24 protein-coding genes and 1 tRNA gene are annotated in these 23,211 nt (G+C 71.3%); 10 read left to right on the forward strand and 15 right to left on the reverse strand.

Features of this window, described 5'->3' with window-relative positions:
• Window positions 1-129 precede the first annotated feature (129 nt).
• The 5 genes from ACGGCP_RS10790 to ACGGCP_RS10810 all read right to left on the reverse strand — a co-directional run bounded on the left by ACGGCP_RS10790 (window position 130) and on the right by ACGGCP_RS10810 (window position 3,645).
• The gene (locus tag ACGGCP_RS10790; RefSeq protein ID WP_392964087.1) at window positions 130-1,260 is read right to left on the reverse strand and encodes an NAD(P)/FAD-dependent oxidoreductase; all 1,131 of its coding nucleotides are present in this window, start codon (window positions 1,258-1,260) and stop codon (window positions 130-132) included.
• Window positions 1,257-1,448, reverse strand: coding sequence for a ferredoxin (locus ACGGCP_RS10795; protein WP_392964090.1), 192 nt, complete (start codon window positions 1,446-1,448; stop codon window positions 1,257-1,259). Before ACGGCP_RS10795 ends, ACGGCP_RS10790 begins: the two co-directional genes overlap by 4 nt.
• 11 nt (window positions 1,449-1,459) lie before the next feature.
• On the reverse strand, window positions 1,460-2,347 hold the full coding sequence (locus ACGGCP_RS10800; RefSeq protein WP_392964093.1) for a pyridoxamine 5'-phosphate oxidase family protein: 888 nt from the start codon (window positions 2,345-2,347) through the stop codon (window positions 1,460-1,462).
• A 62-nt stretch (window positions 2,348-2,409) separates the two neighbouring features.
• Window positions 2,410-2,862 carry a VOC family protein gene (locus ACGGCP_RS10805; RefSeq protein WP_392964096.1) on the reverse strand — a complete coding sequence of 151 codons (453 nt, stop codon included), beginning with the start codon at window positions 2,860-2,862 and terminating at the stop codon, window positions 2,410-2,412.
• A gap of 204 nt (window positions 2,863-3,066) precedes the next feature.
• Window positions 3,067-3,645 (reverse strand): CGNR zinc finger domain-containing protein, encoded by a 579-nt coding sequence (locus ACGGCP_RS10810; protein WP_392964099.1) that lies wholly within the window; start codon window positions 3,643-3,645, stop codon window positions 3,067-3,069.
• A gap of 137 nt (window positions 3,646-3,782) precedes the next feature.
• On the opposite strand from ACGGCP_RS10810, the gene ACGGCP_RS10815 reads away from it, so the two are divergent.
• Window positions 3,783-4,430 carry a UdgX family uracil-DNA binding protein gene (locus ACGGCP_RS10815; RefSeq protein ID WP_392964102.1) on the forward strand — a complete coding sequence of 216 codons (648 nt, stop codon included), beginning with the start codon at window positions 3,783-3,785 and terminating at the stop codon, window positions 4,428-4,430.
• A 50-nt stretch (window positions 4,431-4,480) separates the two neighbouring features.
• Here ACGGCP_RS10815 and ACGGCP_RS10820 read toward each other — a convergent pair whose 3' ends face one another.
• Complete coding sequence (locus ACGGCP_RS10820) at window positions 4,481-4,969, reverse strand: Hsp20/alpha crystallin family protein (RefSeq protein WP_392964104.1); 489 nt, start codon at window positions 4,967-4,969, stop codon at window positions 4,481-4,483.
• A gap of 123 nt (window positions 4,970-5,092) precedes the next feature.
• Window positions 5,093-5,593, reverse strand: coding sequence for a GNAT family N-acetyltransferase (locus ACGGCP_RS10825; RefSeq protein ID WP_392964107.1), 501 nt, complete (start codon window positions 5,591-5,593; stop codon window positions 5,093-5,095).
• A gap of 106 nt (window positions 5,594-5,699) precedes the next feature.
• On the opposite strand from ACGGCP_RS10825, the gene ACGGCP_RS10830 reads away from it, so the two are divergent.
• Window positions 5,700-6,674, forward strand: a complete 975-nt coding sequence (locus ACGGCP_RS10830; protein WP_392964110.1) for a phosphotransferase family protein — start codon at window positions 5,700-5,702, stop codon at window positions 6,672-6,674.
• 6 nt (window positions 6,675-6,680) lie between these two features.
• On the opposite strand, the gene ACGGCP_RS10835 is transcribed toward ACGGCP_RS10830, so the two are convergent.
• The 4 genes from ACGGCP_RS10835 to ACGGCP_RS10850 form a co-directional block, all read right to left on the reverse strand.
• Complete coding sequence (locus ACGGCP_RS10835) at window positions 6,681-7,148, reverse strand: DUF4188 domain-containing protein (RefSeq protein WP_392964113.1); 468 nt, start codon at window positions 7,146-7,148, stop codon at window positions 6,681-6,683.
• Window positions 7,149-7,259: 111 nt separating this feature from the next.
• Window positions 7,260-9,644, reverse strand: coding sequence for a phosphoketolase (locus ACGGCP_RS10840; RefSeq protein WP_392964116.1), 2,385 nt, complete (start codon window positions 9,642-9,644; stop codon window positions 7,260-7,262).
• A 72-nt stretch (window positions 9,645-9,716) separates the two neighbouring features.
• A complete protein-coding gene (locus ACGGCP_RS10845; RefSeq protein ID WP_392964118.1) occupies window positions 9,717-9,962 on the reverse strand; it encodes a hypothetical protein in 246 nt (81 codons plus the stop codon).
• Window positions 9,962-10,303 carry an ArsR/SmtB family transcription factor gene (locus ACGGCP_RS10850; protein ID WP_392964121.1) on the reverse strand — a complete coding sequence of 114 codons (342 nt, stop codon included), beginning with the start codon at window positions 10,301-10,303 and terminating at the stop codon, window positions 9,962-9,964. The genes ACGGCP_RS10845 and ACGGCP_RS10850 overlap by 1 nt, the downstream gene beginning before the upstream one ends.
• A 101-nt stretch (window positions 10,304-10,404) precedes the next feature.
• Between ACGGCP_RS10850 and ACGGCP_RS10855 the strand changes: the two genes are divergently transcribed.
• From ACGGCP_RS10855 to ACGGCP_RS10865, 3 genes are all read left to right on the forward strand, one after another.
• The gene (locus tag ACGGCP_RS10855) at window positions 10,405-11,064 is read left to right on the forward strand and encodes a GNAT family N-acetyltransferase (RefSeq protein ID WP_392964123.1); all 660 of its coding nucleotides are present in this window, start codon (window positions 10,405-10,407) and stop codon (window positions 11,062-11,064) included.
• Window positions 11,061-11,723 (forward strand): GNAT family N-acetyltransferase, encoded by a 663-nt coding sequence (locus tag ACGGCP_RS10860; protein ID WP_392964126.1) that lies wholly within the window; start codon window positions 11,061-11,063, stop codon window positions 11,721-11,723. Before ACGGCP_RS10855 ends, ACGGCP_RS10860 begins: the two co-directional genes overlap by 4 nt.
• Window positions 11,724-11,864: 141 nt before the next feature.
• A tRNA-Gly gene (locus ACGGCP_RS10865) sits at window positions 11,865-11,940 on the forward strand.
• A gap of 83 nt (window positions 11,941-12,023) precedes the next feature.
• On the opposite strand, the gene ACGGCP_RS10870 is transcribed toward ACGGCP_RS10865, so the two are convergent.
• The 4 genes from ACGGCP_RS10870 to ACGGCP_RS10885 all read right to left on the reverse strand — a co-directional run bounded on the left by ACGGCP_RS10870 (window position 12,024) and on the right by ACGGCP_RS10885 (window position 16,303).
• Entirely contained in the window at window positions 12,024-12,668 is a 645-nt protein-coding gene (locus ACGGCP_RS10870) for a TetR/AcrR family transcriptional regulator (protein ID WP_392964129.1), read from the reverse strand.
• 107 nt (window positions 12,669-12,775) lie between these two features.
• Window positions 12,776-14,272, reverse strand: coding sequence for an MFS transporter (locus ACGGCP_RS10875; protein WP_392964131.1), 1,497 nt, complete (start codon window positions 14,270-14,272; stop codon window positions 12,776-12,778).
• 176 nt (window positions 14,273-14,448) lie between these two features.
• Window positions 14,449-14,631 carry a hypothetical protein gene (locus ACGGCP_RS10880; RefSeq protein WP_392964134.1) on the reverse strand — a complete coding sequence of 61 codons (183 nt, stop codon included), beginning with the start codon at window positions 14,629-14,631 and terminating at the stop codon, window positions 14,449-14,451.
• A 100-nt stretch (window positions 14,632-14,731) separates the two neighbouring features.
• On the reverse strand, window positions 14,732-16,303 hold the full coding sequence (locus tag ACGGCP_RS10885) for a protein kinase (protein ID WP_392964136.1): 1,572 nt from the start codon (window positions 16,301-16,303) through the stop codon (window positions 14,732-14,734).
• 283 nt (window positions 16,304-16,586) lie between these two features.
• On the opposite strand from ACGGCP_RS10885, the gene ACGGCP_RS10890 reads away from it, so the two are divergent.
• From ACGGCP_RS10890 to ACGGCP_RS10910, 5 genes are all read left to right on the forward strand, one after another.
• Complete coding sequence (locus ACGGCP_RS10890; protein ID WP_392964139.1) at window positions 16,587-17,732, forward strand: citrate/2-methylcitrate synthase; 1,146 nt, start codon at window positions 16,587-16,589, stop codon at window positions 17,730-17,732.
• Window positions 17,733-17,832: 100 nt separating this feature from the next.
• On the forward strand, window positions 17,833-19,935 hold the full coding sequence (gene pta, locus ACGGCP_RS10895) for a phosphate acetyltransferase (RefSeq protein ID WP_392964142.1): 2,103 nt from the start codon (window positions 17,833-17,835) through the stop codon (window positions 19,933-19,935).
• A gap of 50 nt (window positions 19,936-19,985) precedes the next feature.
• Window positions 19,986-21,170: an acetate/propionate family kinase gene (locus ACGGCP_RS10900; RefSeq protein WP_392964145.1), complete on the forward strand. Its 1,185-nt coding sequence runs from the start codon at window positions 19,986-19,988 to the stop codon at window positions 21,168-21,170.
• A gap of 140 nt (window positions 21,171-21,310) precedes the next feature.
• Complete coding sequence (locus ACGGCP_RS10905; RefSeq protein ID WP_392964148.1) at window positions 21,311-21,775, forward strand: hypothetical protein; 465 nt, start codon at window positions 21,311-21,313, stop codon at window positions 21,773-21,775.
• A complete protein-coding gene (locus ACGGCP_RS10910; RefSeq protein WP_392964150.1) occupies window positions 21,765-23,201 on the forward strand; it encodes a multicopper oxidase family protein in 1,437 nt (478 codons plus the stop codon). The genes ACGGCP_RS10905 and ACGGCP_RS10910 overlap by 11 nt, the downstream gene beginning before the upstream one ends.
• Window positions 23,202-23,211: the final 10 nt, after the last annotated feature.

Here is a 23,211-nt window from a genome sequence, read left to right on the forward strand (position 1 = left end):
TGCCTGCAGTTGCACCTGGCGTGCGACGCTGCCGGGACCAGCGGCTCGGTGAACTCCCATACCCCCGTTGGACCGGAGCGCCGACTCCCGATGGCCGAGCCGACCGCGACGTTCAGCGCCGCCGCCGGTTCATTCGAGTGACTTGCGGATGCGCTGGCGGTATTCCGGCAGGGCGCGGGCGAAGCCCGCGGCGGCGACGCCGACGAGGCGGTCCGCGTGGTGGTATTCGACGAGGAAGCGGCGGCCGTCCTCGGCGACGACGCGCGACGTGTACTCCTCGCCGGTGAAGCCGACCGCCTGGAGGCGCGCGCCGTAGAGGTGCGACCAGAACGTCGGCACCGGCGTGTACGGCTCGCTCCGGCCCATCAGGGCGCGGGCCGCCTGGACGCCCTCCTCCGCCGCGTTGGCGTAGTGGCCGATCCGGAGCATCCGTCCACTGTGCAGCGGGTGCGGTCGGCGCGCGACGTCTCCGGCGGCGGCGATGCCGGGCGTCGCGAGCCCGTCGGGGCCGATGTCGACGCCGTCGGCGTGGCCGATGCCGCTGCCGCGCAGCCAGTCCGTCTCCGGTTCGGAGCCGAGCGCGGCGACGACGAGGCCCGTGGGGAGGACGGTGCCGTCGTCGAGGAGGACGCGTTCGACGCGGCCGGTCCCCGAGACGCCCGCCAGCCGCCCGGCTCGCACGTCGACGCCGTACTCGCGGTGCCTCGCCGTGACGATCCGGCTCACCTCCGCGCCGAGCGGGCCCCGCAGGGGCGCTGCGGCGACGAGCGTGACGTCGAGGCCGAGCGAGCGCAAGGTGGAGGCCGCCTCCGAGCCGATGAAGCCGCCGCCGACGACGACCGCGCCAGGGCCGCGCGAGGCGGCCTCCCGCAGTGCCCGCGCGTCCTCGACGGTGCGGACGGTGTGGACGCCGGGAAGCGCCCACGCGTCGGGAACCGCCTTGGCGCGCAGGCCGGTCGCGATCACGAGGCCGTCGAAGCCGAGGGACTCGGCCCCGAGCCGCACCCGGCGGCCCGCGACGTCGAGACCGGTGGCGGCGCGGCCGAGCAGCCAGGTCGCGCCGAGCTCGTCGGCGCCGCGCAGCAGCAGGTCGCCTTCGCGCTCCAGGTGCTCCTTCGACAGCGGGGGCCGCCGGTAGGGCCGGTGCGGCTCGGCGCCGATGACGTGGAGGTCCCCGCCGAAGCCGAGGCGGCGCAGCTCCTGCCCGGCGCTGAGCCCGGCGAGCCCGGCCCCGGCGATGACGATGCGGCGCATGGTCATGCGCTCTCGATGAAAATGGCCTGCACGGGGCAGACGAGGGCGGCCTGCTCGACCTTGGCGCGCAGGCCGTCGTCGGGCCCGGCGTCGTAGACGAGTTCGTCATCGTCGTCGAGGGCGAATGCCTCGGGTGCGGCGAAGACGCACTGCGCGTGGGTCTCGCACCGGTTCATGTCGACGCGGATCTTCACTGCCGGTCCTTTCAGGAGGGATTGAACTTGGAGTACTTCTCGAACGACCAGCGCATCGGGAACGCGTGCCCGATCTCCACGGCCCGTTCGAGTGCGAAGTCGACGAGGCGGTGCGCGCCCGGGAAGGCGGCCGCGCGGCCGGGGTCCCAGTCGGTGCGGGCCCGGCCGCTCAGGTGCAGGGCGTGCCCGTGCTCCCAGTCGAGGAACAGCAGCCCGCAGCGGGCGTCGAGTTCGAGGTTGCCGAGGGTCATGTACATCGAGTTGCCGGTGTAGTCGGGCCAGGTGAGCGTCCGCTCGCCGGTCACGGCCACGAACCCGGGGTTGCCGCCTCTATGGGAGGTGTCGACGCCCTTGCCGTCGGCGAGGGTGGTCACGAAGAAGGTGTCGGCTCCCGCGATCCACTCCCGCTGCGTGGCGGTGAGGACGTCGCCGTCCCGGGCCGCGCCCGGAGTGCTCTCCGCGAACGAGCCCTCGGGGAGGCGGGTCTGGAGGTACTTGGGGCAGTTGGCGTAGACCTGGCCGGTGCGGATCAGCAGGCCGTCGCCGACGCGGCGGGCGGTGCCGTTGACGCGCATGCGCCTGCGGGTCGCCGGTTCGATCGCGACCATGCCGAGCTCCTGCTCGGTGTCGAACCGCCCGGCGAGCGGGTCGCCGCCGCGCGGGGCCCGGTCGGTGACGACGGTGCGCTCGTCTGGCGCGGAGACGAACCCGGGCGGGCCGACGAGTGCGCTCGCCCAGACCAGGCCGTCGGCGTCGGCGGCGCCGATCGCGACGAGGCGCTGCTGGGCGAGGAAGTCGGCGGCCACGTCGGGGATCTCGGCGGTGACGTGGGCCGAGCCCCAGTTCCCGGCCCGCACTCCGGCCTTGCGCTGGACGGCGACTTCACCTGCGTGGTACACGGGGAGTCCTTTCGCGGAGAAGGGGTCCGGGCCGCCCGGCGGGCGGCCCGGTCGGCATCGGTCTAAAAGAAGCCGCAGGTCGGGGCGTCCTTGACCGGGGCCGGGGCGGTGTCGGCGCCGGACGGGGCGTAGAGCTCGAGGCGGATGCCGTCGGGGTCGGCGAAGAACACGCCGCCCGAGGACGCGCCTTCGCCGTGGGGCACGACGCCGTCGTGGAAGAGCTTGGCGCCCAACCGCTTGAGGGTCGCCTCGGTCCGCTGGACGGCCGCGATGTCGGCGGCCTCGAACGACAGGTGATGCAGGCCGGGGCGGTCCGTGGGGAACGTGCCGTCGCTCTGCTGCCACAGGGTGACCTGCAGGACGCCGTCGCTGCCGAGGAAGGCGAACCTCCGGTCGCCCTCGTCCTGCGAGCCGAACAGCTCGAACGCGAACACCTCGCGGTAGAAGTCGACCGAGCGGTCGAGGTCGCTCACGTTCAGTCCGATGTGGCCGGTCTTGGGGGCGGGGTTGCTCATGTCGTCTCCCATGGGTCTGCGGCTCCGGCGGATCGCCGAAGTTCTAACGGTTATTCCGTTAGATATGATCCTGGCATGAGGTTCTGACGATTGCAACCGGACTTGCCGTTAGAAATCTGTGAGGAATCCGACCGGCGCTGCGCCGGCTTCCGGGGAATACGACGAGGGCCGCAACAGTTGTTGCGGCCCTTCATGAACTGTCGCTCAGTGCTTGTGGCGGGCGTAGTGCCTGGCGGCGCGCGCCCGGTTGCCGCAGCCCGCGGAGCACCACTCGCGCCGGGGGTGGTCCTTGACGAAGTACAGGACGCAGCCGGGTCCGTAGCAGGCCCGCAGGTCGGCGCTCCCGGGCTCGGTGAGCAGCTCGATCGCCTGGGCGGCGATGGAAGAGAGGCTGCGCGCGGCGGCGGTCGCGCCCGGCGGGCGGCCCCGGTGCGGCCGCCCGTCGCGGACCTCCAGTGTCGGCCAGGCGGGCGCGGCTGCGACCGCGCGGTTGACCTCGGCGGCGGCGTCAACGGCGTCGTCCGTCGGCGAAGCGGCCTTCTCGCGGGTGTCCTCGCAGACGACGGCGGCCAAGCGGCGCAACGCGTCGCGGAGACTGCGGAACGCCGCGAGGTCGTCCTCGTCGGCGGGCGGCTCCGGCCCGAGGTCCGGATCGACGGCGGCCAGCCAGGCTCGCAGGTCGGCGACCGTCGCGAGGTCGTCGTGCAGCACGGAACGGGAGGCCCAGACCGTGTTCATGAGACGGACCGGCACCGGTTCGCCGGGATGCAGGAGGGCGGGCATTGTCTAACGATAACATCGCGGTCCATTCATTAGAATATGCTGCCGCGCTGCCGGGGCCCCGAGCCTCGCGGTGTTCCCCGGCCGCCCCCGGGGTATCCCCGGTCCCTTACTCCACGGACCGATCGGCAGGTGGCGACATGGCACCACGGCATCCGGGCGCCGAGCAGTGGGTGCCCGACGGCGCGGGCATCGGAGGCCTCCGCCGCGCCGCCCGCACCTGTGAAGGCTGCGACCTCTACCGCGAAGCGACCCAGACCGTCTTCGGGGAAGGCCCCGCGAACGCCCGGCTCCTCCTCGTCGGCGAGCAGCCCGGTGACGTCGAGGACCGCGAGGGCGAACCGTTCGTCGGCCCCGCCGGGAGGCTCCTCGACCAGGCCCTCGAAGCGGCCGGGATTGACCGGTCCCGGCTCTACCTCACCAACGCGGTCAAGCACTTCAAGTTCGACCGCATCGAGGCCAGCAGCCGCCGCCTCCACAAGAAGCCCACCCGCGGCGAGGCGATCGCCTGCCGCCCTTGGCTTCAGGCCGAGCTGCGCGCCGTCGCGCCGGAGCTCGTGGTCGCCCTCGGCGCCACGGCCGCGCAGTCCCTCATGGGCCCGGACTTCCGCGTCAGCACCCAGCGGGGCGAGGTCCTCCCTCTTGAACTCGACGACGAGCGGTACGAGCTCCTGGCCACCGTCCACCCCTCGTCGGTCGTCCGCCTCTCCGGAGACGACCGCGACTGTGCGTTCGCGGGCCTCGTGAGGGACCTCCGCGCCGCCGCCGACACGGTCGGCGACCGCTGACATGCCGACGGCCCCAGGGAGGCTCCCTGGGGCCGTTGGTTTCAGTGCGCTTACTCGGCGCTCTCGGACGTCGCTTCGCCCTCGATGTCCTCGTTCTCGGCCTTGGGCTCGACGCCCTTGATCGGGATTCGCTGCGCCTGCGGGGCCGGCTTGACGGCGCCCGAGACGCGAATCGTCAGGATGCCGTCGGCGACCTCGGCACTGAGCTGGTCGGCCGTGATGCCCTCGCGAAGCTGGAACTCGCGGCGGAACGAACCGCCTGCGAGGCCGCGCACGAGGTAGCGGTCGCCTTCGGCGGCTTCGCGACGGCGTCGCTCGGCCGTGATCGAAAGGCGGCGGCCTTCGAGCTCGACAGTGACGTCCTCGGGGCTGACGCCCGGGACGGCGGCGGTGACGACGAGGTCCTCGCCTTCGGTGTAGACGTCGGCGCGCAGCGTGTACTGCACCGAGCCGCGGCCGAAACCGGACCGGACGAGGCGCTCGAACTCGCGGTCGAACTGCTTGAAAGCCGCGTAAGGGTGCTGGTAGCGAACGATCATGATGGCTGTCTCCTTCCTCAGGATTAGCACTCGGTGGTGGAGAGTGCTAACGACCTATACGACGCCCGCCCCGATCCGAATATTTCTGCCGTGGCCCAGATCACGGTCAGTAGTCGCCCGCCGTCAGTCCTCGGCGTCGCGGAGCCGCAGGTCCCAGACCTGGTTCACCAGGTCGTCCTTGCCGAACATCCGCACCGGCTCCTCGCTCGTCAGCGTGAACCCCTCGGCCTCGTACAGCCGCCGGGCCGCATGCAGGAGGCTCATCGTCCACAGCGTCATCGACGCGTACCCGGTCTCGCGCGCGAACGCGACGCACTGGCGCACCAGCATCGCGCCCACGCCGTGCCCGCGCGCCGCTGGCTCGACCCACAGCAGCCGCAGCTTCGCGACCGAGCCGCCCGCGTCGACGCACACGATCGAGCCGACCGGCTCGCCGTCCAGCTCGGCGATCCACCCCGCCTCGCGCGCCGGGTCGTGCCGCTCCGCGTAGTCGGCGACGATGCGCGCGACGAGCGCCTCGTACTCCTCGTTCCACCCGAACTGCTCCCAGTAGCCCTTGGCGTGGGTGTGGAGGATCCAGCCGAGGTCCCCGGGTCGCAGCCTGCGCAGCAGCGGTGTGTCCATGAACGGCCTCCTTATCCGTCCCACGCTAGGGGCACGCGTCCCACCAGGCAAGCACCGCACCGATTTCCCATTGCGCCGACCGCCGCCCGCGCCGCAGAATGGCGCGATGGAGATCGCCATCCGCCCCAAGCTCGACCGCGCCGCTGTCGAGGCCATCGCCCGCGAGCACCTGCCCGGGCCGGTCGAGGTCGTCGGCCACGAGGAGTTCAAGGACGGCTTCTTCAACGCCGCCCACGCGCTCGAGCTCGCCGACGGCCGCCACGTCGTCGTCAAGGTCGCCCCGGACAAGGACTTGAAGCTGCTGCGCTACGAGGTGGACCTCATGGCCACCGAGATCGAGTGCTTCGAGCGCGGCCTCGCGGCGGGCGTGCCGATGCCCGCGCTCCACTACGGCGACCCCGAGGGCGGTGTGATGATCATCGACCGCCTCAAGGGCGTCACGCTCGCCAAGGCGGGCAAGGACATCCCCGAGAAGGAGCGCATCGCGCTGCGGCGCGAGATCGGGGAGCTGAGCGCCCGCTTCGCCACGGTCACCGGCGAGCGGTTCGGGTATCCGCGCAAGGACGGCCGCACCGCCGCCGACTCGTGGTCGGCGTCGTTCCAGGCCATGATCGACGACGTCCTCGCCGACATCGCCGAGAACGGCTCGCCGCTGCCGCGCCCCGCCGAGGAGATCAGGGCGCTCGTCGCCGCCGAGAAGGACCTGCTCGACGAGGTCGAGCGGCCCGCCCTCGTCCACTTCGACCTGTGGGACGGGAACATCTTCGTCGTCCAGGACGAGTCCGGGTGGCGGGTCGAAGCGTTCATCGACGGCGAGCGGGCCCTGTACGGCGACCCGATCGCCGAGGTCGTCTCGCTCGCGTTCGGCTCCGACGCGGAGCAGGCTGCGGCCGTCGAGGGCTTCCTGGGCCGAGGGATGACCCCGGGGGAGGAGCGGCGGCTCGCGCTCTACCGGGTCTACCTGATGCTCATCCTCATCGCCGAGTGCGAGGTGCGCGGCTTCGACGACGAGCAGACCGAGCACCAGCGCGGCTGGTCGACCGAGAGCCTGGTCAAGAACCTCGCGCTGCTGGAGGGCTGACCGTCCCTAGTGGGCGTGCTCGTGGTCGTCGGGGTCGGTGCGGCCCGCGTCGCGCTCCTTCGTGGCGCGCGCGAGCCCGTACGGCGGCATGTTGATGTACGAGGTGTCGTACGCGCCCGCCGGGACCTTGTAGAGCTCGTGCCACAGGCCGACGTCGCCGTTGCTCTTCACGTTGCGGTTGAACCACTTCCAGAAGCCGCGGTGGGCGTGGGCCTGCGAGTGCGCGTACCGCTCCAGGTGCTCCTCGCTGCGCCAGTACTGGACGACCATGATGACCCTGCCGCCGACCATGGTCCGCGAGTCGAGCAGGCCCAGCTCGGGGTCCTCGAGCTCGCGGAGCATCTTCGGCATCGACAGGAACACCGGCACCCACTTGTTGAACTTCCAGAACCTGTTGACGCGCATGCCGACCGTGAAGACCACGAGTTCGTCCTCGTAGTCGACCACGACGCGACCGGGCCTGACCTTCGCCACGTGCAGTCCTCCCAAGGGGTTGCGAGCATGCCTCCCCTTAGAGACTAACGAAGCGTGTTCACCTGATGTCAAGCCGCCGGTCCGATCCGGCTGGGCCGCTTCGGCATCCGCCTAGTGCGGCCACTGCCATTCGGCGACGGCGGGCAGGTCCTCGCCGTGCTGCCGCGTGTACTCGCGGGCGGCGTGGCGGGCGTCGACCATGCGCTGGCGCAGGCCCGCGGCGTTCTGGCCGAGGCCGGGGACGCGGTCGATGACGTCCATGACGAGGCGGAACCGGTCGAGGTCGTTGAGCATGACCATGTCGAACGGCGTGGTCGTGGTGCCCTCCTCCTTGTAGCCGCGCACGTGGATGTTGTCGTGGTTGGCGCGGCGGTAGGTGAGCCGGTGGATGAGCGTCGGGTAGCCGTGGAACGCGAACAGGACCGGCTTGTCGGCGGTGAAGACCGTGTCGAACTGGCGGTCGCCGAGGCCGTGCGGGTGCTCGGTGTCGGGCTGGAGCCGCATGAGGTCGACGACGTTGACCACGCGCACCCGCAGCCGGGGGAGGGCCTGGCGCAGCAGGTCGGCGGCGGCCAGGACCTCGAGCGTGGGCGCGTCCCCGGCGCAGGCGAGCACGACGTCCGGCGACTGGCCGTCGTCGGTGGATGCCCATTCCCAGATGCCCAGGCCCCGTTCGCAGTGGCGCACGGCCTCGTCCATGCTCGTGTACTGGAGCGCGGGCTGCTTCCCGGCGACCACGACGTTGACATATTGGCGGCTGCGCAGGCAGTGGTCCATCGTAGACAGGAGCGTGTTGGCGTCCGGTGGCAGGTAGACGCGCACGATGTCGGCCTTCTTGTTCATGACGTGGTCGATGAAGCCGGGGTCCTGGTGCGAGAAGCCGTTGTGGTCCTGGCGCCACACGTGGCTCGACAGGAGGTAGTTGAGCGACGCGATCGGCTGCCGCCATGGGATCGCGCTCGTGGAGTCGAGCCATTTGGCGTGCTGGTTGAACATCGAGTCGACGATGTGGATGAACGCCTCGTAGCTGGTGAACAGGCCGTGCCGCCCCGTGAGCAGGTACCCCTCGAGCCAGCCTTCGCACAGGTGCTCCGACAGGGCCTCCATGACCCGCCCGTGCGGGGCCTGGTGCTCGTCGGTCGGGTAGATCTCGGCCTCCCACTGCCGGTCGGTGACCTCGAACGCCGCGCCGAGCCGGTTGGAGGCGACCTCGTCGGGCCCGAAGAGCCGGAACCGGTCGGGGTTGGCGTTGATGACGTCGCGGATCCACTTGCCGAGGACCTTCGTGGCCTCGCCGGTGGTGCGGCCGTGGCCCTCGATCTCCTGCCCGTACCCGCGGTAGTCGGGCAGGACGAGGTCGCGCAGCAGGAGTCCGCCGTTCGCGTGCGGGTTCGCGCTCATGCGCCGCGCCCCTTCGGGGTGCAGGCCGAGCAGCTCGGGCGCGGGCTTGCCGGTCGCGTCGAACAGCTCCTCAGGGCGGTACGAGCGCATCCACGCCTCGAGCATCGCCAGGTGCTCGGGGTTGGTGCGCACGCCCGCCAGCGGCACCTGGTGGGCCCGCCACGTGCCCTCGACGGGCACGCCGTCCACTTCGTCGGGTCCCGTCCAGCCCTTCGGGGTCCTGAGGATGACCATGGGCCAGCGCGGCCGGACCGGTTTCCCGTTCGCCTTGCCGCGCGCGTCGGCGCGGATCTCGGCGATCCGGTCGAAGCACGCGTCCAGAGTGGCGGCCAGCTGCTGGTGGACGCTCGCGGGATCGTCGCCGTCGACCATGAACGGCTCGTAGCCGACTCCGCGGAAGAACGACGCGCGGTCCTCGTCGGAGATGCGAGCGAAGATCGTCGGGTTGGCGATCTTGTAGCCGTTGAGGTGCAGGATCGGCAGCACCGTGCCGTCCGAGACGGGGTTGAGGAACACGTTCGAGAACCACGACCCGGCCATCGGGCCGGTCTCGGCCTCGCCGTCGCCCACGACGCACGCCACGGTGAGCTCAGGGTTGTCGAACGCGGCCCCGTACGCGTGCGAGAGCGCGTAGCCGAGCTCGCCGCCCTCGTGGATCGAGCCGGGCACCTCGGCGGCCACGTGCGAGGGGATGCCGCCGGGGAACGAGAACTGGCGGAACAGCTGCTTCATGCCCTCCTCGGAGTGGTTCACCGAGGGGTACAGCTCCGGGTAGGTGCCTTCGAGCCACGTGTTGGCGACGATCGCGGGGCCGCCGTGGCCGGGGCCGGTCACGTAGATCATGTCGAGGTCGCGCGCGGCGATGCAGCGGTTCAGGTGCGCGTAGATCAGGCTCAGGCCCGGGCTCGTGCCCCAGTGGCCGAGCAGGCGCGGCTTGACGTGCTCGGGGCGCAGCGGCTCCCGGAGGAGGGGGTTGTCGAGCAGGTAGATCTGGCCGACGGTGAGGTAGTTCGCGGCCCGCCAGTAGGCGTCGATGCGGGCGAGCTCCTCGTCGCTCAGAGGCGCGGTGGCGAGGCCGGATTGCGTCGTGTCCATGCGTCCGAGGGTGCCGTATCGGACGCGCCTTAACCGCGATTCGCGCGAATTCCTCGCTTCAGTGACGCGCGGTCAGTCGACCTCTTTGAGCATCCGCTCCACAGACGCCAAGCGGCCCTTGATCTCCGCGAGCGAGGCCCGCACCTCGGCCGCGTCCTCGCCGGCCTTCGCGGCCAGCTCGCGGTAGTTCGCCTCGCGGGCGGCCGAGGCCTGCGCCTTCTTCGTCGAGGCCCACACGAGCATCGACACGATGACGATCGCGGCGATGAGGAACGCGAATCCGAATACGAACAGCATCCCGGCTTGTCCCATGGACATCAGTCTGTTTCCTTTCCGTGGTCGCCCGGTGCGGGCAAGGTGGGCAGCGCGGCCTTCACGACCTGCGGCGAGATCTCGAGCGCGAACGGGACCGCCTCGAAGTACTTGACGGCCCGGCCGTCCTCGGAGAGCTCCAGCGACCCCGTCACGAGCCCCGCGGACTGGAGCTTCTGCAGGTGCATGTGGAGCAGCGGGCGGCTCATCCCGAGCAGGCGGGCCAGATGGCTCACGTACTGCCGCCCGTCCGCGAGCGCGCCGAGGATCCGCAGCCGGTGCGGGTTCGCCAGCGCCGAGCACGCGGCGAGCAGGGCCGCGCCGGTCAGCTCCTCCATGAAAACCATCCTTGTCGTATGTCAGAAAATTCTGACACATGTCAGCGTCACCTGCAACCCGGCCCTAAACCGATTGCCCCGCAGCGCCCCCACCGGGAAAAATCGGACCCATGCTCGCCGACCACCTCCCGATCTACCGCATCCGCCTGCGCACCGAACGCCTCGAACTGCGCCTCCCCCAAACCTTCGACGAGATCGCCGAACTGGCCGATGTCGCCGTAGCGGGCGTCCACGACCCGGGCTTCATGCCCTTCGGCATCCCGTGGACCGCGGCCGAACCCAAGGCGGTCGCCCGCGGCGTCGCCCTCTGGTACCACCGCGCCATCGGCCGCTGGGACGACCAGGCCTGGACGATCCCGTTCTACGTCTTCAAGGACGGCCAACCGATCGGCGTGCAGGACATCAAGGGAACCGAGTTCACCGCCACACGCGAAGTCAGCACCGGCTCCTGGATCGGCCGCAGCCACCAGGGCAAGGGCCTCGGCAAGGAGATGCGCGCCGCCGTCCTCCACTTCGCGTTCTCCGGCATCGACGCCGACTACGCCACCAGCGGCTCGTACGACGGCAACGCCGCCTCCGCAGGGGTCTCGCGCAGCCTCGGCTACCGCGAGGACGGCATCAAACTCCCAGTGGTCCAAGGCGTCCGCCGCACCGAACAGCGCTGGCGGCTCTCGCGCGCGGACTGGGAGGCGAACCGCAAGCACGAGGTCGCGATCGACGGCCTCGACGACGACGTGCTCGACATGCTCGGCCTGAAGGAGGCGAAATGACGCTCAGCGACTACCTGCCGGTCTACCGGCTCCGCCTGCGCACCGAACGGCTCGAACTGCGCCTGCCGGACCTGGACGACCTCGTCGCGCTGGCCGACCGGGCCGCCGAAGGCGTCCACACCCCGGACTTCATGCCGTTCGTGATGCCGTGGACCGAGTGCGAGCCGGTCGAGCGCGGCCGCCGGACCCTGCTGCACCAGATGGGCGTCATCGCCGGGATCACGCCCGAGAAGTGGATGCTCCCGCTCGTCGTGGTCCACGAAGGCCGGGTGATCGGCGTGCAGGAGGTCGGCGCGAGCGACTTCAAGACGACCCGCGAGGCCACGACCGGGTCGTGGCTCGGCCTGGCCCACCACGGCAAGGGCCTCGGCACCGAGATGCGCGCTGCCGTGCTCGAGTTCGTCTTCAACGGGCTCGGCGCCGACTTCGCGCTGAGCGCCTCGTTCGAGGGCAACGGTCCGTCGCAGGGCGTCTCGCGCAAGCTCGGCTACAAGGCCGACGGCATCGACCACAAGGTCCTCGGCGGGGTGCGCCGCCAGGACAACCGGTGGCGGCTCACCCGCGCGGACTGGGAGGCCCACCGCAAGCACGAGGTCGCGATCGAGGGCCTGGACGCCGAGGTCCTGGCCTCGCTCGGTCTCGGCGGCGACAAGGAGTGACCGGGGCGGGCGCGGCCCAGGCGTGAGCCGCGCCCCAATCGGTCCCAAGGCCCTATCGAAGCCCGATGGACGATGCGCTACAGTAATCATCGTTCGCGGGTCAACCCCGCAGAGAACAACAAGTCGCAGCAAATGCGACATGCGGACGTAGCGCAGTTGGTAGCGCGACACCTTGCCAAGGTGTAGGTCGCCGGTTCGATCCCGGTCGTCCGCTCCAAAGAAGAGGCCCAGTCATTCGACCGGGCCTTTTCGCTTGTCTGACAATGCGATTGGGCCGCCCGTTACCGGGCGGCCCTCTCCCTACGCCTTCGCGTCCTTCGGGATCCAGCGGGAGCTCATCTCCTCCTCCGTCACCGGACTGCCACCGAGCGGTCCCGAGCCCGGAGCGCGCAGCGCCAGCAGGTACAGGTCGAGCATCCGCAGCCGCACCTCCATCGTCCGCTCCTTGTCGCCGATCTCGATCGACGCGAGCGACTCGGTGATCATCTGCAGGTCGCCGTTCTCGACATCCGCGCGGAGCACCCCGCCGGACTTGAAGCGCTCCAGCATCGCCTTGTTCGCGGCGTCGCCGTCCACCGCGAGCCCGAACATGTCCGGGCTCGGAGTGAAGGTCCCCGCGAGCCGGACCGTGAGCGACGGCGTGTCCGCGAGGATCACGCCCCTCATGAAGGCGCGGAAAGCCTCCCACAGGTCGCCCTCGGCCTCGACCGCCTCGCGCGCGAGCTGCGTGTACCGCACGAGCCCGTCTCCGGCGAGCTTGCGCAGCAGGTCCTCCTTGCTCGGGTAGCGGCGGTACAGCGCGCTGATGCCCACGCCGGCCCGCTTGGCGACCTCCGCGATCGGCGCCTCCGGGTTCGCTACGAACACCTCGTGGGCGGCTTCGAGGATGAGCTTGTCGTTGCGGGCGGCCTGCGCCTTGCGCCCGCTGAGCGGCTTGTCGGTCATGACGGCATCCTATCCGGAACAGAGCGGTTCATTCTGTTGCACCTTTCCTGGTACGCCCGCGACCGGCCGCGCCCGCGAGGGCCCGACCGGTCACGGGACTCGATTCACTAGTGCTCGGCCTTCGCCTGCTTCGGCAGCCCGAAGGCCACGAGGAACGCCACCACCGTCAGACCCACGGTCAGGCCGGTGACCCACTGGGCCGCGCCCATCGCCTCGACCGCGCCGTCACCGAACCCGAAGCGGCCGAAGAACACCGTCCCGAGCACGGCCACGCCGAGCGCCGCCGCGCCCTGCTGGAAGGACTCCAGGAGCCCCGAGGCCGAACCGACCTCGTGGTCCTCCAGCTCGCCGGTGATGATCCCGAACAGCGGCACGAAGATCATGCCCATCCCGATCCCGTAGACCAGGAACGCCGGGGACAGCGACCAGGCGCCCGGCGCTGATGCCGCGCCGAACTGGAGCCACAGCACGACCAGGCCTGCGGTCATCGTCGCGAGTCCGACGTGGAGCACCTTGCGTCCGAGCTTCGGGGCGAGGCCCGCGCTGGCGCCGGAGCCGATGAACGCGCCGACCGCCCACGCGGCCATCGCGAGGCTCGCCTTGAGCGGGCCGAAGCCCAGGCCGAGCTGGAGGAACAGGCCCACGGCGAGGGAGAAGCCGGTGACCGAGCCGAAGAAGACGACCACGAACGCGATGCCGGAGGTGTACGAGCGCTTCTTGAAGACGCTCAGCTCGATGAGCGCGGTCCTGCCGGAGCGGGCGCGCTTCACCTGGCTGCGGACGAACCAGGCGAGGACCGGGACGGAGGCGGCGAGCATCGCGATCGACCAGGCCGGCCAGCCGAGCTCGCGGCCTTCGACGAGCGGGACGAGCAGCAGGCTCATGCCCGCGGCGGCGATGAGTGCCCCGCCGAGGTCGAGTTTGAGGCCCCGGGTCCTGGGGGCTCCGGCGGGGAGGACCTTGGCGCCGAGGACGAGCGCGGCGATGCCGAGCGGCAGGTTGATGAGGAAGATCGAGCGCCAGCCGGTGCCGAGGACGTCGGCGTCGACCAGGAGCCCGGCCACGATCGGTCCGCCGATGGAGGCGAGGCCGATGAGCGGGCCGAAGACCGCGTACGCCTTGCCCATGTCGCGGCCGAACAGGTCGCGGATGAGTCCGAAGCACTGCGGCACCATCACGGCCGCGAACGCGCCCTGCACGAAGCGGGCGGCGAGCAGGACTTCGATCGATCCGGCGGCGCCGCACGCGAGGGAGGCGGCGAGGAAGCCGACCAGCCCGACGGTGAGGACCCGCTTGCGGCCGAACATGTCGCCGAGGCGGCCGCCGGTGAGGAGGCCGACCGCGAGGGCGAGCGTGTACCCGGCGGCGAGCCACTGGATGGTCGAGGCGGTGCCGCCGAGTTCGGCGCGGATCGCGGGGGCGGCGACGTTGACGATCGACGCGTCGAGCAGGTTGAGGAGGGTCGTCGCGAGGATCGCGATGAGCCCGAGCCAGCGGCGGGGGTAGACCGCTTCGCTTGCGGCCGTTGCGGATTCGGCGGTGGTGTGTGACGTGGCACCGGCCTGCGCGGTGTCGTCGGTCGGGGTTTCGACGGTGATGGTCACGGAAGCCTCCGGGGCTCTCGAACTACTGGAACGGAACGCTTGATTCCACTATAGCAGAGCGGAATCATCTGTTCCACTATCGGGGCCGGGAAATTTCCCGGAGCACCCGGAAACCGGCGGAGAGCAGCGAAAACGCCCGGCCGAAACTTCGACCGGGCGTGGCAGCGGGCAGACGTCTAGGTCGTCTGAGTGCCCTTGAGGAGCTCGAAGATGATGATCATCGCGACCGCCGCGATGACCAGCCAGAGCGTGGCCTTGCGGAACTTGTGGCGGGCGCCGGGGGAGAACCACATGATCGCCGCGATGATGAGCAGTACCCCGACCACTACGCCCGGAGCGGCGCTGATGCCTTCGTCCACGTTGATCCCTATCCCGTCGTCCTAGTCGCCTCATTCAATCATTCAGTCTGCGGCCCGGCCGGTCAACCCGTGCGCCGTCCCGGCCCGGCCGCGCCCCCTGTCACCACGAGCAGCTCGTGCCCTCGGCCGTGCGCTCGTGGAAGTACACAGTGATCTGTTCGCCGTAGTCGGCGGTCTCGCCCGCCGTCGGGCTCTGCTGGATCACCGTGCAGTGCGCGGGCTCAGGAGTGATGTAGTAGTAGCCGACCGCGGCGACGACGTTCGAGAACCCCTCGCCGTTCAGCTGGTCGCGGGCGTCGAACGTGGTCTGGCCCGTCACGTCGGGCACCTCGCCGCTGCCCTCCTTGACGGTGTCGTCACCGCCGGTGTCCTCGTCGCCTCCGCCGCCGGTCTCGCCGCCGCCCGTTGAGCCGTCGTCCTGGGAGCCGCCGTCACCGGCCTCGCCCGTGGCCTCGCTTTCCCCGGTCGTCTCCGCTGACGGATCGGTGGTCGTCGCGCCGCCCGAGGCCGAAGGCTCCTGGGCCGCAGCCGAACCCGGGTCCTCGGAGGAGGCAGCGCCCGCAGGGGACGTGCCGTCGTCCTCTCCGGCGACCTTGCCGTCGCCCGCGAACGGGTTGAACGCCAGGACCGCGATCACGGTCAGCACCAGCACGGCCGCGACGCCGACGAGCACCATGCGACGGCGTTTGCGCGGATCCTTCTCGGACGGCCCGGCGATCGCGGGCTGGGAGGGCGGCGTCACCGGCGGCTCCGCGGCGGGCAGGAACGGCGCGCGGGCGGCGGCCGGGACGTCCGCGGTGCGGGCCTCCATCGAGGACCCGGCGGCCGGGGGCGTCTCGACCGGGTGCTGCCCCGTGGTCGCCGCGCGGGCGGCCGCCGCGAGGACGTCGCCGGACTCCCAGCGCTCCTCAGGGGACTTCAGGAGCGACCGGGAGACGATCCCGGCGACCTCGGCGGGCACGTCGGCCGGCAGCGCGGGAGGCTCGGAGTACAGGTGCCCGTGGATGACCGCCGCCGGGTCGTCCGCGTCGAACGGCGGCGTCCCGGTCAGGCACTCGTAGGCCACCGCACCGAGCGAGTACAGGTCCGACGCGCCCGTGACGCCCTTGTCGCGCAACTGCTCCGGCGAGACGTACGGCGCCGTCCCCAGCACCTGGTCGCTCGGGGTGAGCCGGGAACGGTTCGCGAACAGGGAGATCCCGAAGTCGACCACCTTCACGCGGTCGTCGGCGTCGATGAGGATGTTGCCGGGCTTGATGTCGCGGTGGACGATGCCGCGCCGGTGCGCGGCCGCGAGCGCCTCGGCCGCCTCCGCCATGATCCGCATCGTCCGGGCCGGGTCGAGCCGCTCCTCCCGGTGCAGCAGCTCCGCGAGCGAGACGCCGTCGACGAGCTCCATCACCAGGTACACGACCGTGCGGTCCCCGTCGGGCTCCTCGCCGAAGTCGTAGACCTCCACGCACCCCGGGCCCTTCAGGCTCGCCAGGGTCTTCGCCTCCCGCTCGAACCGGTCCTTCGGGCGCTGCGCGCCGTCGAGGCCCGCGTGCAGGACCTTCACGGCGACGGTGCGGTCCAGCCGCTCGTCCTCGGCCCGCCACACCGCTCCCATGCCGCCGGAGGCGATGACGCGGTCGAGACGGTAGCGGCCGGCGATGAGCGTTCCGGAGTCCACGGGCAAATCCTCGTTCGGGGTGTCCTGTCGCGCGATCGCCTGCGGGCCATGGGGAGACGGAATCCGGCGGCGGGCGGGGTCGGCGCTGCTGTCGGGCTGGAGGTCCACTCTAAGGCGCGGCCGCCACGGGCCCGCCGCCGCCTGCGCGGTGACCCGCGGCACCGGTCGGACGTTCGGGTCCGCGCCGCGTGAAATCCCGTAGGCTGGCAAGCGAACCGGAGCGGCGATCGCGACAGCAAGCGTCACCAGGCGGCCCACAGGCGTGCCGGACGAGGAGAAGCCAATGACCGAATTCATCGAAGTCCCCAAAGGCCTGGACCGTGTCATCGTCGCCGACACCGAGATCGGCGACGTGCGCGGCGAGGAGGGCTTCTACCACTACCGCCAGTACAACGCCGTCGAGCTCGCCAAGCGCTGCTCGTTCGAGCAGGTCTGGTACCTCATGACCCACGCCGCGCTGCCCACCCGCCCGCAGCTCGCCTCGTTCCGGGCCCAGGTCGCCCCCTACCGGACGCTCACGCCCGAGCTGCGCGAGCTCCTGCCCCTGCTCAAGGGCTCCACGCCGCTCGACGGGCTGCGCACCGCGCTCTCGGCGGCGTGCGCGTCCCGTCCCATGCAGCCCGTGCTCGACATCGACGAGGCCGCCCGCGCCGACGACGCCCTGTTCGCGTGCGCCGTCACGCCGACGATCCTCACCGCCATGTGGCGCATCGGCCAGGGACTCGAACCGCTCGACCCGCGCGAGGACCTCGGCTACGCCGCGAACTACCTGTACATGATGACCGGCGAGGAGCCCTCCGAGGCCAACGCGCGCGCCGTCGAGCAGTACCTCATCCTCACGATCGACCACGGCTTCAACGCCTCCACGTTCACCGCCCGCGTCATCGCCTCCACAGAGGCCGATCTCGGCGCGGCCCTGGTGGGCGCGGTCGGCGCGCTGTCGGGGCCGCTGCACGGCGGCGCGCCCGCCCGCGCGCTCGACGCGCTGGACGCGATCGGCGGGCCCGAGAACATCGACGCGTGGATCCGCGGCGAGCTGGAGGCCGGGCGGCGCATCATGGGCTTCGGCCACGCCGTCTACAAGACCGACGACCCGCGCTCGGTGCACCTGCGGGACGTCGCCGACGGCCTCGACGGCGACATCGTGGACTTCGCCAAGACCGTGGAGCGGCGGGTCGTCGAGATCCTCGCCGAGGTCAAGCCCGGGCGCAAGCTCTACACGAACGTCGAGTTCTACGCGGGCGTGGTGATGGAGCTCGCGGGCGTGCCGCGCACGATGTTCACGCCCACGTTCACGACCAGCCGCGTCGTCGGCTGGAGCGCGAACATCCTCGAGCAGGCCCGCGACTCCAAGATCATCCGCCCCCGCGCACGCTACGTCGGCACCCCGCCGCCCCAGCCGGTCCCCGAGGACGGCTTCGCCGCCTGAGACGACGGGCCCGTCGCCACCGGCGGCGGGCCCAAGCTCACAGGTGAGCCGCCGCGCAGATCCGCTGCGCGGGTCGCACGGGGTGGATAGCGTTGGAGCCGTGGCTCAAAGTCTCTACCTCGCCAGTCTCGACCCCGGCAGCGGCAAGTCCGCCGTAGCGGTCGGCGTCATGGACCTGCTCACCCGGCGCGCCGGCTCCGTAGCCGTGTTCCGCCCCGTCGTCCGCGACGAGCACGCCCGCCCGTCGCCCGCCGCCCCGACCGGACTGCAGACCGATCCGGCTCCCCAGGGCGACCCGGTCATCACCCTCCTCCGCGACCAGTACCGCCTGCCCAGCCCCTACGAGGCCTCGGTCGGCGTCACCTACTCCGACGTCCGCAACGACGCGGACGCCGCCCTCACCCAGATCGTCGAGCGCTACCACGCGCTCGCCGACGCGCACGACGTCGTCCTCGTCGTCGGCTCCGACTACTCCGATGTGGGCGCCCCCGTCGAGTTCACCTACAACGTCCGCATCGCCGTGAACCTCGCCGCGCCGATGCTCCTCGTCGTCACCGGGTACCGCAAGACCCCCGCCGACATCGCCGCCGCCCTCCGCTTCGGCACCGCCCAGGCGGAGGCCGACCACGCCACGGTCCTCGGCACCGTCGTCAACCGCGTCGACCCCGCCGACGCGGACCTCGTCAAGGCCGCGCACCCCGGCACCGGCGTCATCGCCGAGGACCCGGTCGTCGTGGCGCCCACCGTGGGCGAGCTCATCGAGGCCGCCGACGCGACCCTCATCTCCGGCGACCCCGACGTCTTCACCCGCACCGTCGGGGACGTCGTCGTCGCGGCGATGACCCTTCCGAACCTCCTCACCCGCCTCGCGGACGACAAGGCCGTGATCCTCCCCGGCGACCGCTCCGAAGTCCTCCTCGGACTCCTCGCCGCCCACCAGGCCGAAGGCACGCCGAGCCTCTCGGCCGTGTTCCTCACCGGCGGCATCCGGCCCGAGCCGCAGATCCTCGACATCGTCGCCGGACTCGACTCGCGCCTGCCGATCGCCCTGGTGCAGCACGACACCTTCGACATGGCCAACCTCGTCGGCGACGTCTCCGGCTCGCTCGCCGCGGGCGGCCAGCGCAAGATCACCCGGGCCCTGGAGGACTTCGCGGCCGGAGTGGACGGCGACGACCTGCTCGACCGGCTCGCGCTGGCGAAGCCCACGGTGGTCACGCCGGTCATGTTCGAGCACGCGATGATCGGCCGCGCGAAGGCCCTCGACAAGCACATCGTGCTGCCCGAGGGTGCCGAGCCGCGCATCCTCAAGGCCGCCGAGATCCTCATGCGCCGCGACGTGGCCCGCCTGACGCTCCTCGGCGAGGAGTCCGAGATCCGTTCGCAGGCGGCGCAACTGGGCGTCGACATCAACGGCGCCGCGATCCTCAACCCGGGCGACCACGAGATCCGCGAGCGGTTCGCGAAGGAGTACGCGCAGCTGCGGGCCCACAAGGGCGTCACGGTGGAGCAGGCGTACGACACGGTCGCCGACGTCTCCTACTTCGGCACGATGATGGTCCACACGGGCATGGCCGACGGCATGGTCTCGGGCGCGGTGCACACGACGGCCCACACGATCCGGCCGTCGTTCGAGATCATCAAGACCAAACCCGAAGTGGCCGTGGTCTCCTCGGTGTTCTTCATGTGCCTGGAGGACCGGGTGCTCGTCTACGGGGACTGCGCGGTCAACCCGAACCCCGATGCCGAGCAGCTGGCCGACATCGCGCTATCCTCTGCTGACACCGCCATCGAGTTCGGGGTGGAACCGCGCGTGGCGCTGCTGTCCTATTCCACCGGCACGTCCGGTCACGGCGAGGCCGTGGACAAGGTCCGGGCGGCAACCGAGATCGTCCGGTCCCGCAGGCCGGGCCTCCCGGTGGAGGGTCCCATCCAGTACGACGCCGCCGCCGACGCCGGCGTCGCCGGCACGAAGCTGCCGGACTCCCAAGTGGCGGGGAAGGCCACGGTCTTCATCGTCCCCGACCTGAACACCGGCAACAACCTGTACAAGGCCGTGCAGCGATCCGCCGGTGCGATCGCGGTGGGCCCGGTGCTCCAGGGCCTGCGCAAGCCCGTCAACGACCTGTCGCGGGGCGCGACCGTGCCCGACATCGTCAACACCGTCGCGCTGACCGCCATCCAGGCGAGCCAGCCCGCCTGAGCCCTGGGGGGCCCGCGTCCGCGCGGGCCCGCGCGCGAGAAAGGAACGCCATGAGCGCACCGGTCCTGGTGATCAACTCCGGGTCCTCGTCGATCAAGTACCAGCTGGTCGACGGCGAGACCCTGGAGGCCTCGACCTCGGGCGTGATCGAGCGCATCGGGCAGCCGGAGTCGATTCTCACCCACAAGCACGGGGGCGGGAAGCACCAGACGACCGCGCACCTGGCCGACCACGCGGCGGGCCTGGAGGCCATGGTCGCGGCGTTCGAGGAGCACGGCACCCCGCTGTCGGGGGCCGGGCTCATCGCTGTGGCGCACCGGGTGGTGCACGGCGGCGAGCAGTTCGTGCAGCCGGTGGTCGTGGACGACGAGGCCGAGCGGGCCATCGAGGAGCTGTCGGCGCTCGCGCCGCTGCACAACCCGGCGAATCTCGAGGGCATCCGGGTGGCGCGCAAGCTCTTCCCGAAGCTGCCGCAGGTCGCGGTGTTCGACACGGCGTTCCACGCCACGGTGCCCGAGCGGGCGCACCTGTACGCCGTCCCGGGCGCGTGGCGCGAGGAGCACGGGGTGCGCCGGTACGGCTTCCACGGCACCTCGCACGCGTACGTGTCCCGCAAGGCCGCCGAGCTGCTCGGCAAGAGTCCCAAGGAGGTCAACGTGATCGTCGCCCACCTGGGCAACGGCGCGTCGGTCTCGGCCGTGGAGCGGGGCCGCTCGATCGACACGTCGATGGGGCTCACGCCGCTCGAGGGCCTGGTCATGGGCACGCGTTCGGGCGACATCGACCCGGCGATCGTGTTCCACATGCACCGCCGCACGGGCGCCTCGTTCGAGGACCTGGACGCGGCGCTGAACAAGGAGTCGGGGATGCTCGCCCTGACCGGCCAGATCGACATGCGCGCCGTCGAGGCGGCCGCGGCGTCGGGCGACCGGTCGGCGCAGGTCGCCCTGGAGATCTACTGCTACCGGATCCGCAAGTACATCGGGTCCTATATCGCCGCGCTCGGCGGGGCGGACGCGATCGCGTTCACCGCCGGAGTGGGGGAGAACAGCGCCGAGGTGCGCGCGGGCGCGCTCGGCTCGCTGGTGGCGCTGGGCGTGCACCTGGACGAGGCCGCGAACGCGGCGGGCGGGCCGGTCATCTCGACGCCGCAGTCGCCGATCACGGTCATGGTGATCCCCACGAACGAAGAGGGCGAGATCGCCGCGCAGACGGCGGCGCTCCTGCGCTCCTGACGCCCTCGGCGAGCCTGGACTCCGAGCCGCGTCCCGTATTCGGGGCGCGGCTCCTGCTTTCACGGAAACGAACACTCTTCGTGTGCTTATCATCACTCTTGGGAGTGGATTTTTCGTGGACCCGTCAGGAGGGCAGCCGCATGAGAGTCTTCTACCGCATCCTCGCCTACGTCATCGCCGCCGAGGTCGCGCTGCAGGCCGCGTTCATGGCCTACGCCGTGGCCGGACTCGGCATCTGGGTCCAGGACGGGGGCGTCCTCGACTCGGCCGTCATGGAGAGCGAGGAGCCGCCGTTCGACGAGGCGATCGGCTTCATGTTCCACGGGATCAACGGCATGATGGTCCTCCCGGCCCTCGCCCTGATCCTCCTCATCGTCTCGTTCTTCGCCAAGGTCAAGGGCGGCGTCCTCTTCGCCGTCCTCGTGCTCGCGTGGGTCGCCGTCCAGGTCACCCTCGGCATCTTCGGCCACGAGGCCGCGATCTTCGGGTTCCTCCACGGCCTGGTCGCCTTCGCCGTCTACGGCAGCGCGTTCATGGCCGGGTACCGCGCCAAGAAGCCGGGGCCGGAGCCGATGCCCGCCGCGGCGGCCGGGGATGCGCTTTAGCCGACGCGCCAAGACCCTCGCCGCCGTCGCGGCGGCCGTCGCGGTCTTCGCGCCGATCGCCTGGCTCTGGCAGGCCAGCCTGCTGCCGGAGTCGTACTCGGTCGCGCACACCGACGGCCACGCCGACGCGGGGAGCGACGACGACATCCCCGTCGACAAGCTCACCGTCCCCGACTTCGAAGCCGCCGACGTGCGGGTCGAGCTCACCGCCGAGCGGCAGCGGTTCACCCTCGCCACCGGACGCGAGGTCGACGGCTACACCCTCAACGGCGCCTCGCCCGGCCCCGAGATCCGCGCCGAGCAGGGCCAGCTCGTCGAGGTCGTCCTCGTCAACAGCGACATCGCCGAGGGCATCACGCTCCACTGGCACGGCGTCGACGTGCCCGGCGCGATGGACGGCGCCGCGGGCGTCACCCAGGACGCCGTCGCCCCGGGCGAGACCTTCACCTACCGGTTCTTCGCCGACCAGGCCGGGACCTTCTGGTACCACTCCCACCAGGTCTCGCACGAACAGGTCCTCGGCGGCCTCCTCGGCCCGCTCGTCGTCGTCCCGGCCGGAGGCTCCGGCGCGGATGCCGACGCGCTGGCGCTCGTGCACGTCTACGACGGGCGGCGCACCGTGAACGGCCGCGACGGGCAGGACGCGGCGGCCGCCTCGCCCGGCGACACGGTCCGCGTCCGGGTCGTCAACACCGACTTCGGGGTGATGCCCGTGTGGGTCGACGGCGCGCCGTTCCGCGTCGCCGCCGTCGACGGCACCGACCTCGAAGGGCCCGACGAGATCGCCGGCACCGCAGTCGAAGTGGCCGCGGGCGGCCGGGTCGACCTCGTGTTCACGATGCCCGCGAGCGGGGGCGTGCGCGTCAACCTGAGCGCCTCGGCCGCGCTCGTCGTCGGCGACGGCCCGGCGGAGCCCTCGGAACAGCCTGAGGACGTGCTCGATCTGCTCCACTATGGATCGAAAGCGGACATCGGGTTCGATCCCGATGCGGCGGACCGCGTCTTCGAGTACGGCATCGACCGCCGCCCCGGGTTCCTCGACGGGAAGCCGGGGTTCTGGTGGACCGTGAACGGGGAGCTCGTCCCGGACGTGCCGGTGTTCACCGTCGCCTACGGGGAGGTCGTCGTCATGCGCGTCGCCAACGACAGCGGCGAGGCCCACCCGATGCACCTGCACGGCCACCACGCGGTCGTCCTCTCGCGCAACGGCATCGAGGCCACCGGCAGCCCCTGGTGGGTCGACTCGCTCGAAGTGCGCGACGGCGAGACCTACGAGATCGCCTTCGTCGCGGACAACCCCGGGCTCTGGATGGACCACTGCCACAACCTGCCGCACGCCGCCGAGGGCCTGGTCGCGCACGTCGCCTACGAGGGGGTCGCCGCGCCGTTCCTCATCGGCGGGCCCGCCGGGAACCACCCCGAATGAGCGCCGTAGG

The organism is Glycomyces sp. NPDC048151 (assembly GCF_043202775.1).
GTDB lineage: Bacteria > Actinomycetota > Actinomycetes > Mycobacteriales > Micromonosporaceae > Glycomyces.

What these genes read in the sequence shown, in the direction of transcription:
- ACGGCP_RS10805 (WP_392964096.1), bottom strand. Translation starts at nt 2,862, where the DNA reads ATGAGCAACCCCGCCCCCAAGACCGGCCACATCGGACTGAACGTGAGC.
- ACGGCP_RS10815 (WP_392964102.1), top strand. Translation starts at nt 3,783, where the DNA reads ATGGCACCACGGCATCCGGGCGCCGAGCAGTGGGTGCCCGACGGCGCG.
- ACGGCP_RS10850 (WP_392964121.1), bottom strand. Translation starts at nt 10,303, where the DNA reads ATGGTTTTCATGGAGGAGCTGACCGGCGCGGCCCTGCTCGCCGCGTGC.
- ACGGCP_RS10900 (WP_392964145.1), top strand. Translation starts at nt 19,986, where the DNA reads ATGAGCGCACCGGTCCTGGTGATCAACTCCGGGTCCTCGTCGATCAAG.
- ACGGCP_RS10905 (WP_392964148.1), top strand. Translation starts at nt 21,311, where the DNA reads ATGAGAGTCTTCTACCGCATCCTCGCCTACGTCATCGCCGCCGAGGTC.
- ACGGCP_RS10825 (WP_392964107.1), bottom strand. Translation starts at nt 5,593, where the DNA reads ATGGACACACCGCTGCTGCGCAGGCTGCGACCCGGGGACCTCGGCTGG.
- ACGGCP_RS10855 (WP_392964123.1), top strand. Translation starts at nt 10,405, where the DNA reads ATGCTCGCCGACCACCTCCCGATCTACCGCATCCGCCTGCGCACCGAA.
- ACGGCP_RS10910 (WP_392964150.1), top strand. Translation starts at nt 21,765, where the DNA reads ATGCGCTTTAGCCGACGCGCCAAGACCCTCGCCGCCGTCGCGGCGGCC.
- ACGGCP_RS10845 (WP_392964118.1), bottom strand. Translation starts at nt 9,962, where the DNA reads ATGTCCATGGGACAAGCCGGGATGCTGTTCGTATTCGGATTCGCGTTC.
- ACGGCP_RS10810 (WP_392964099.1), bottom strand. Translation starts at nt 3,645, where the DNA reads ATGCCCGCCCTCCTGCATCCCGGCGAACCGGTGCCGGTCCGTCTCATG.
- ACGGCP_RS10820 (WP_392964104.1), bottom strand. Translation starts at nt 4,969, where the DNA reads ATGATCGTTCGCTACCAGCACCCTTACGCGGCTTTCAAGCAGTTCGAC.
- ACGGCP_RS10830 (WP_392964110.1), top strand. Translation starts at nt 5,700, where the DNA reads ATGGAGATCGCCATCCGCCCCAAGCTCGACCGCGCCGCTGTCGAGGCC.
- ACGGCP_RS10790 (WP_392964087.1), bottom strand. Translation starts at nt 1,260, where the DNA reads ATGACCATGCGCCGCATCGTCATCGCCGGGGCCGGGCTCGCCGGGCTC.
- ACGGCP_RS10890 (WP_392964139.1), top strand. Translation starts at nt 16,587, where the DNA reads ATGACCGAATTCATCGAAGTCCCCAAAGGCCTGGACCGTGTCATCGTC.
- ACGGCP_RS10860 (WP_392964126.1), top strand. Translation starts at nt 11,061, where the DNA reads ATGACGCTCAGCGACTACCTGCCGGTCTACCGGCTCCGCCTGCGCACC.
- ACGGCP_RS10840 (WP_392964116.1), bottom strand. Translation starts at nt 9,644, where the DNA reads ATGGACACGACGCAATCCGGCCTCGCCACCGCGCCTCTGAGCGACGAG.
- ACGGCP_RS10870 (WP_392964129.1), bottom strand. Translation starts at nt 12,668, where the DNA reads ATGACCGACAAGCCGCTCAGCGGGCGCAAGGCGCAGGCCGCCCGCAAC.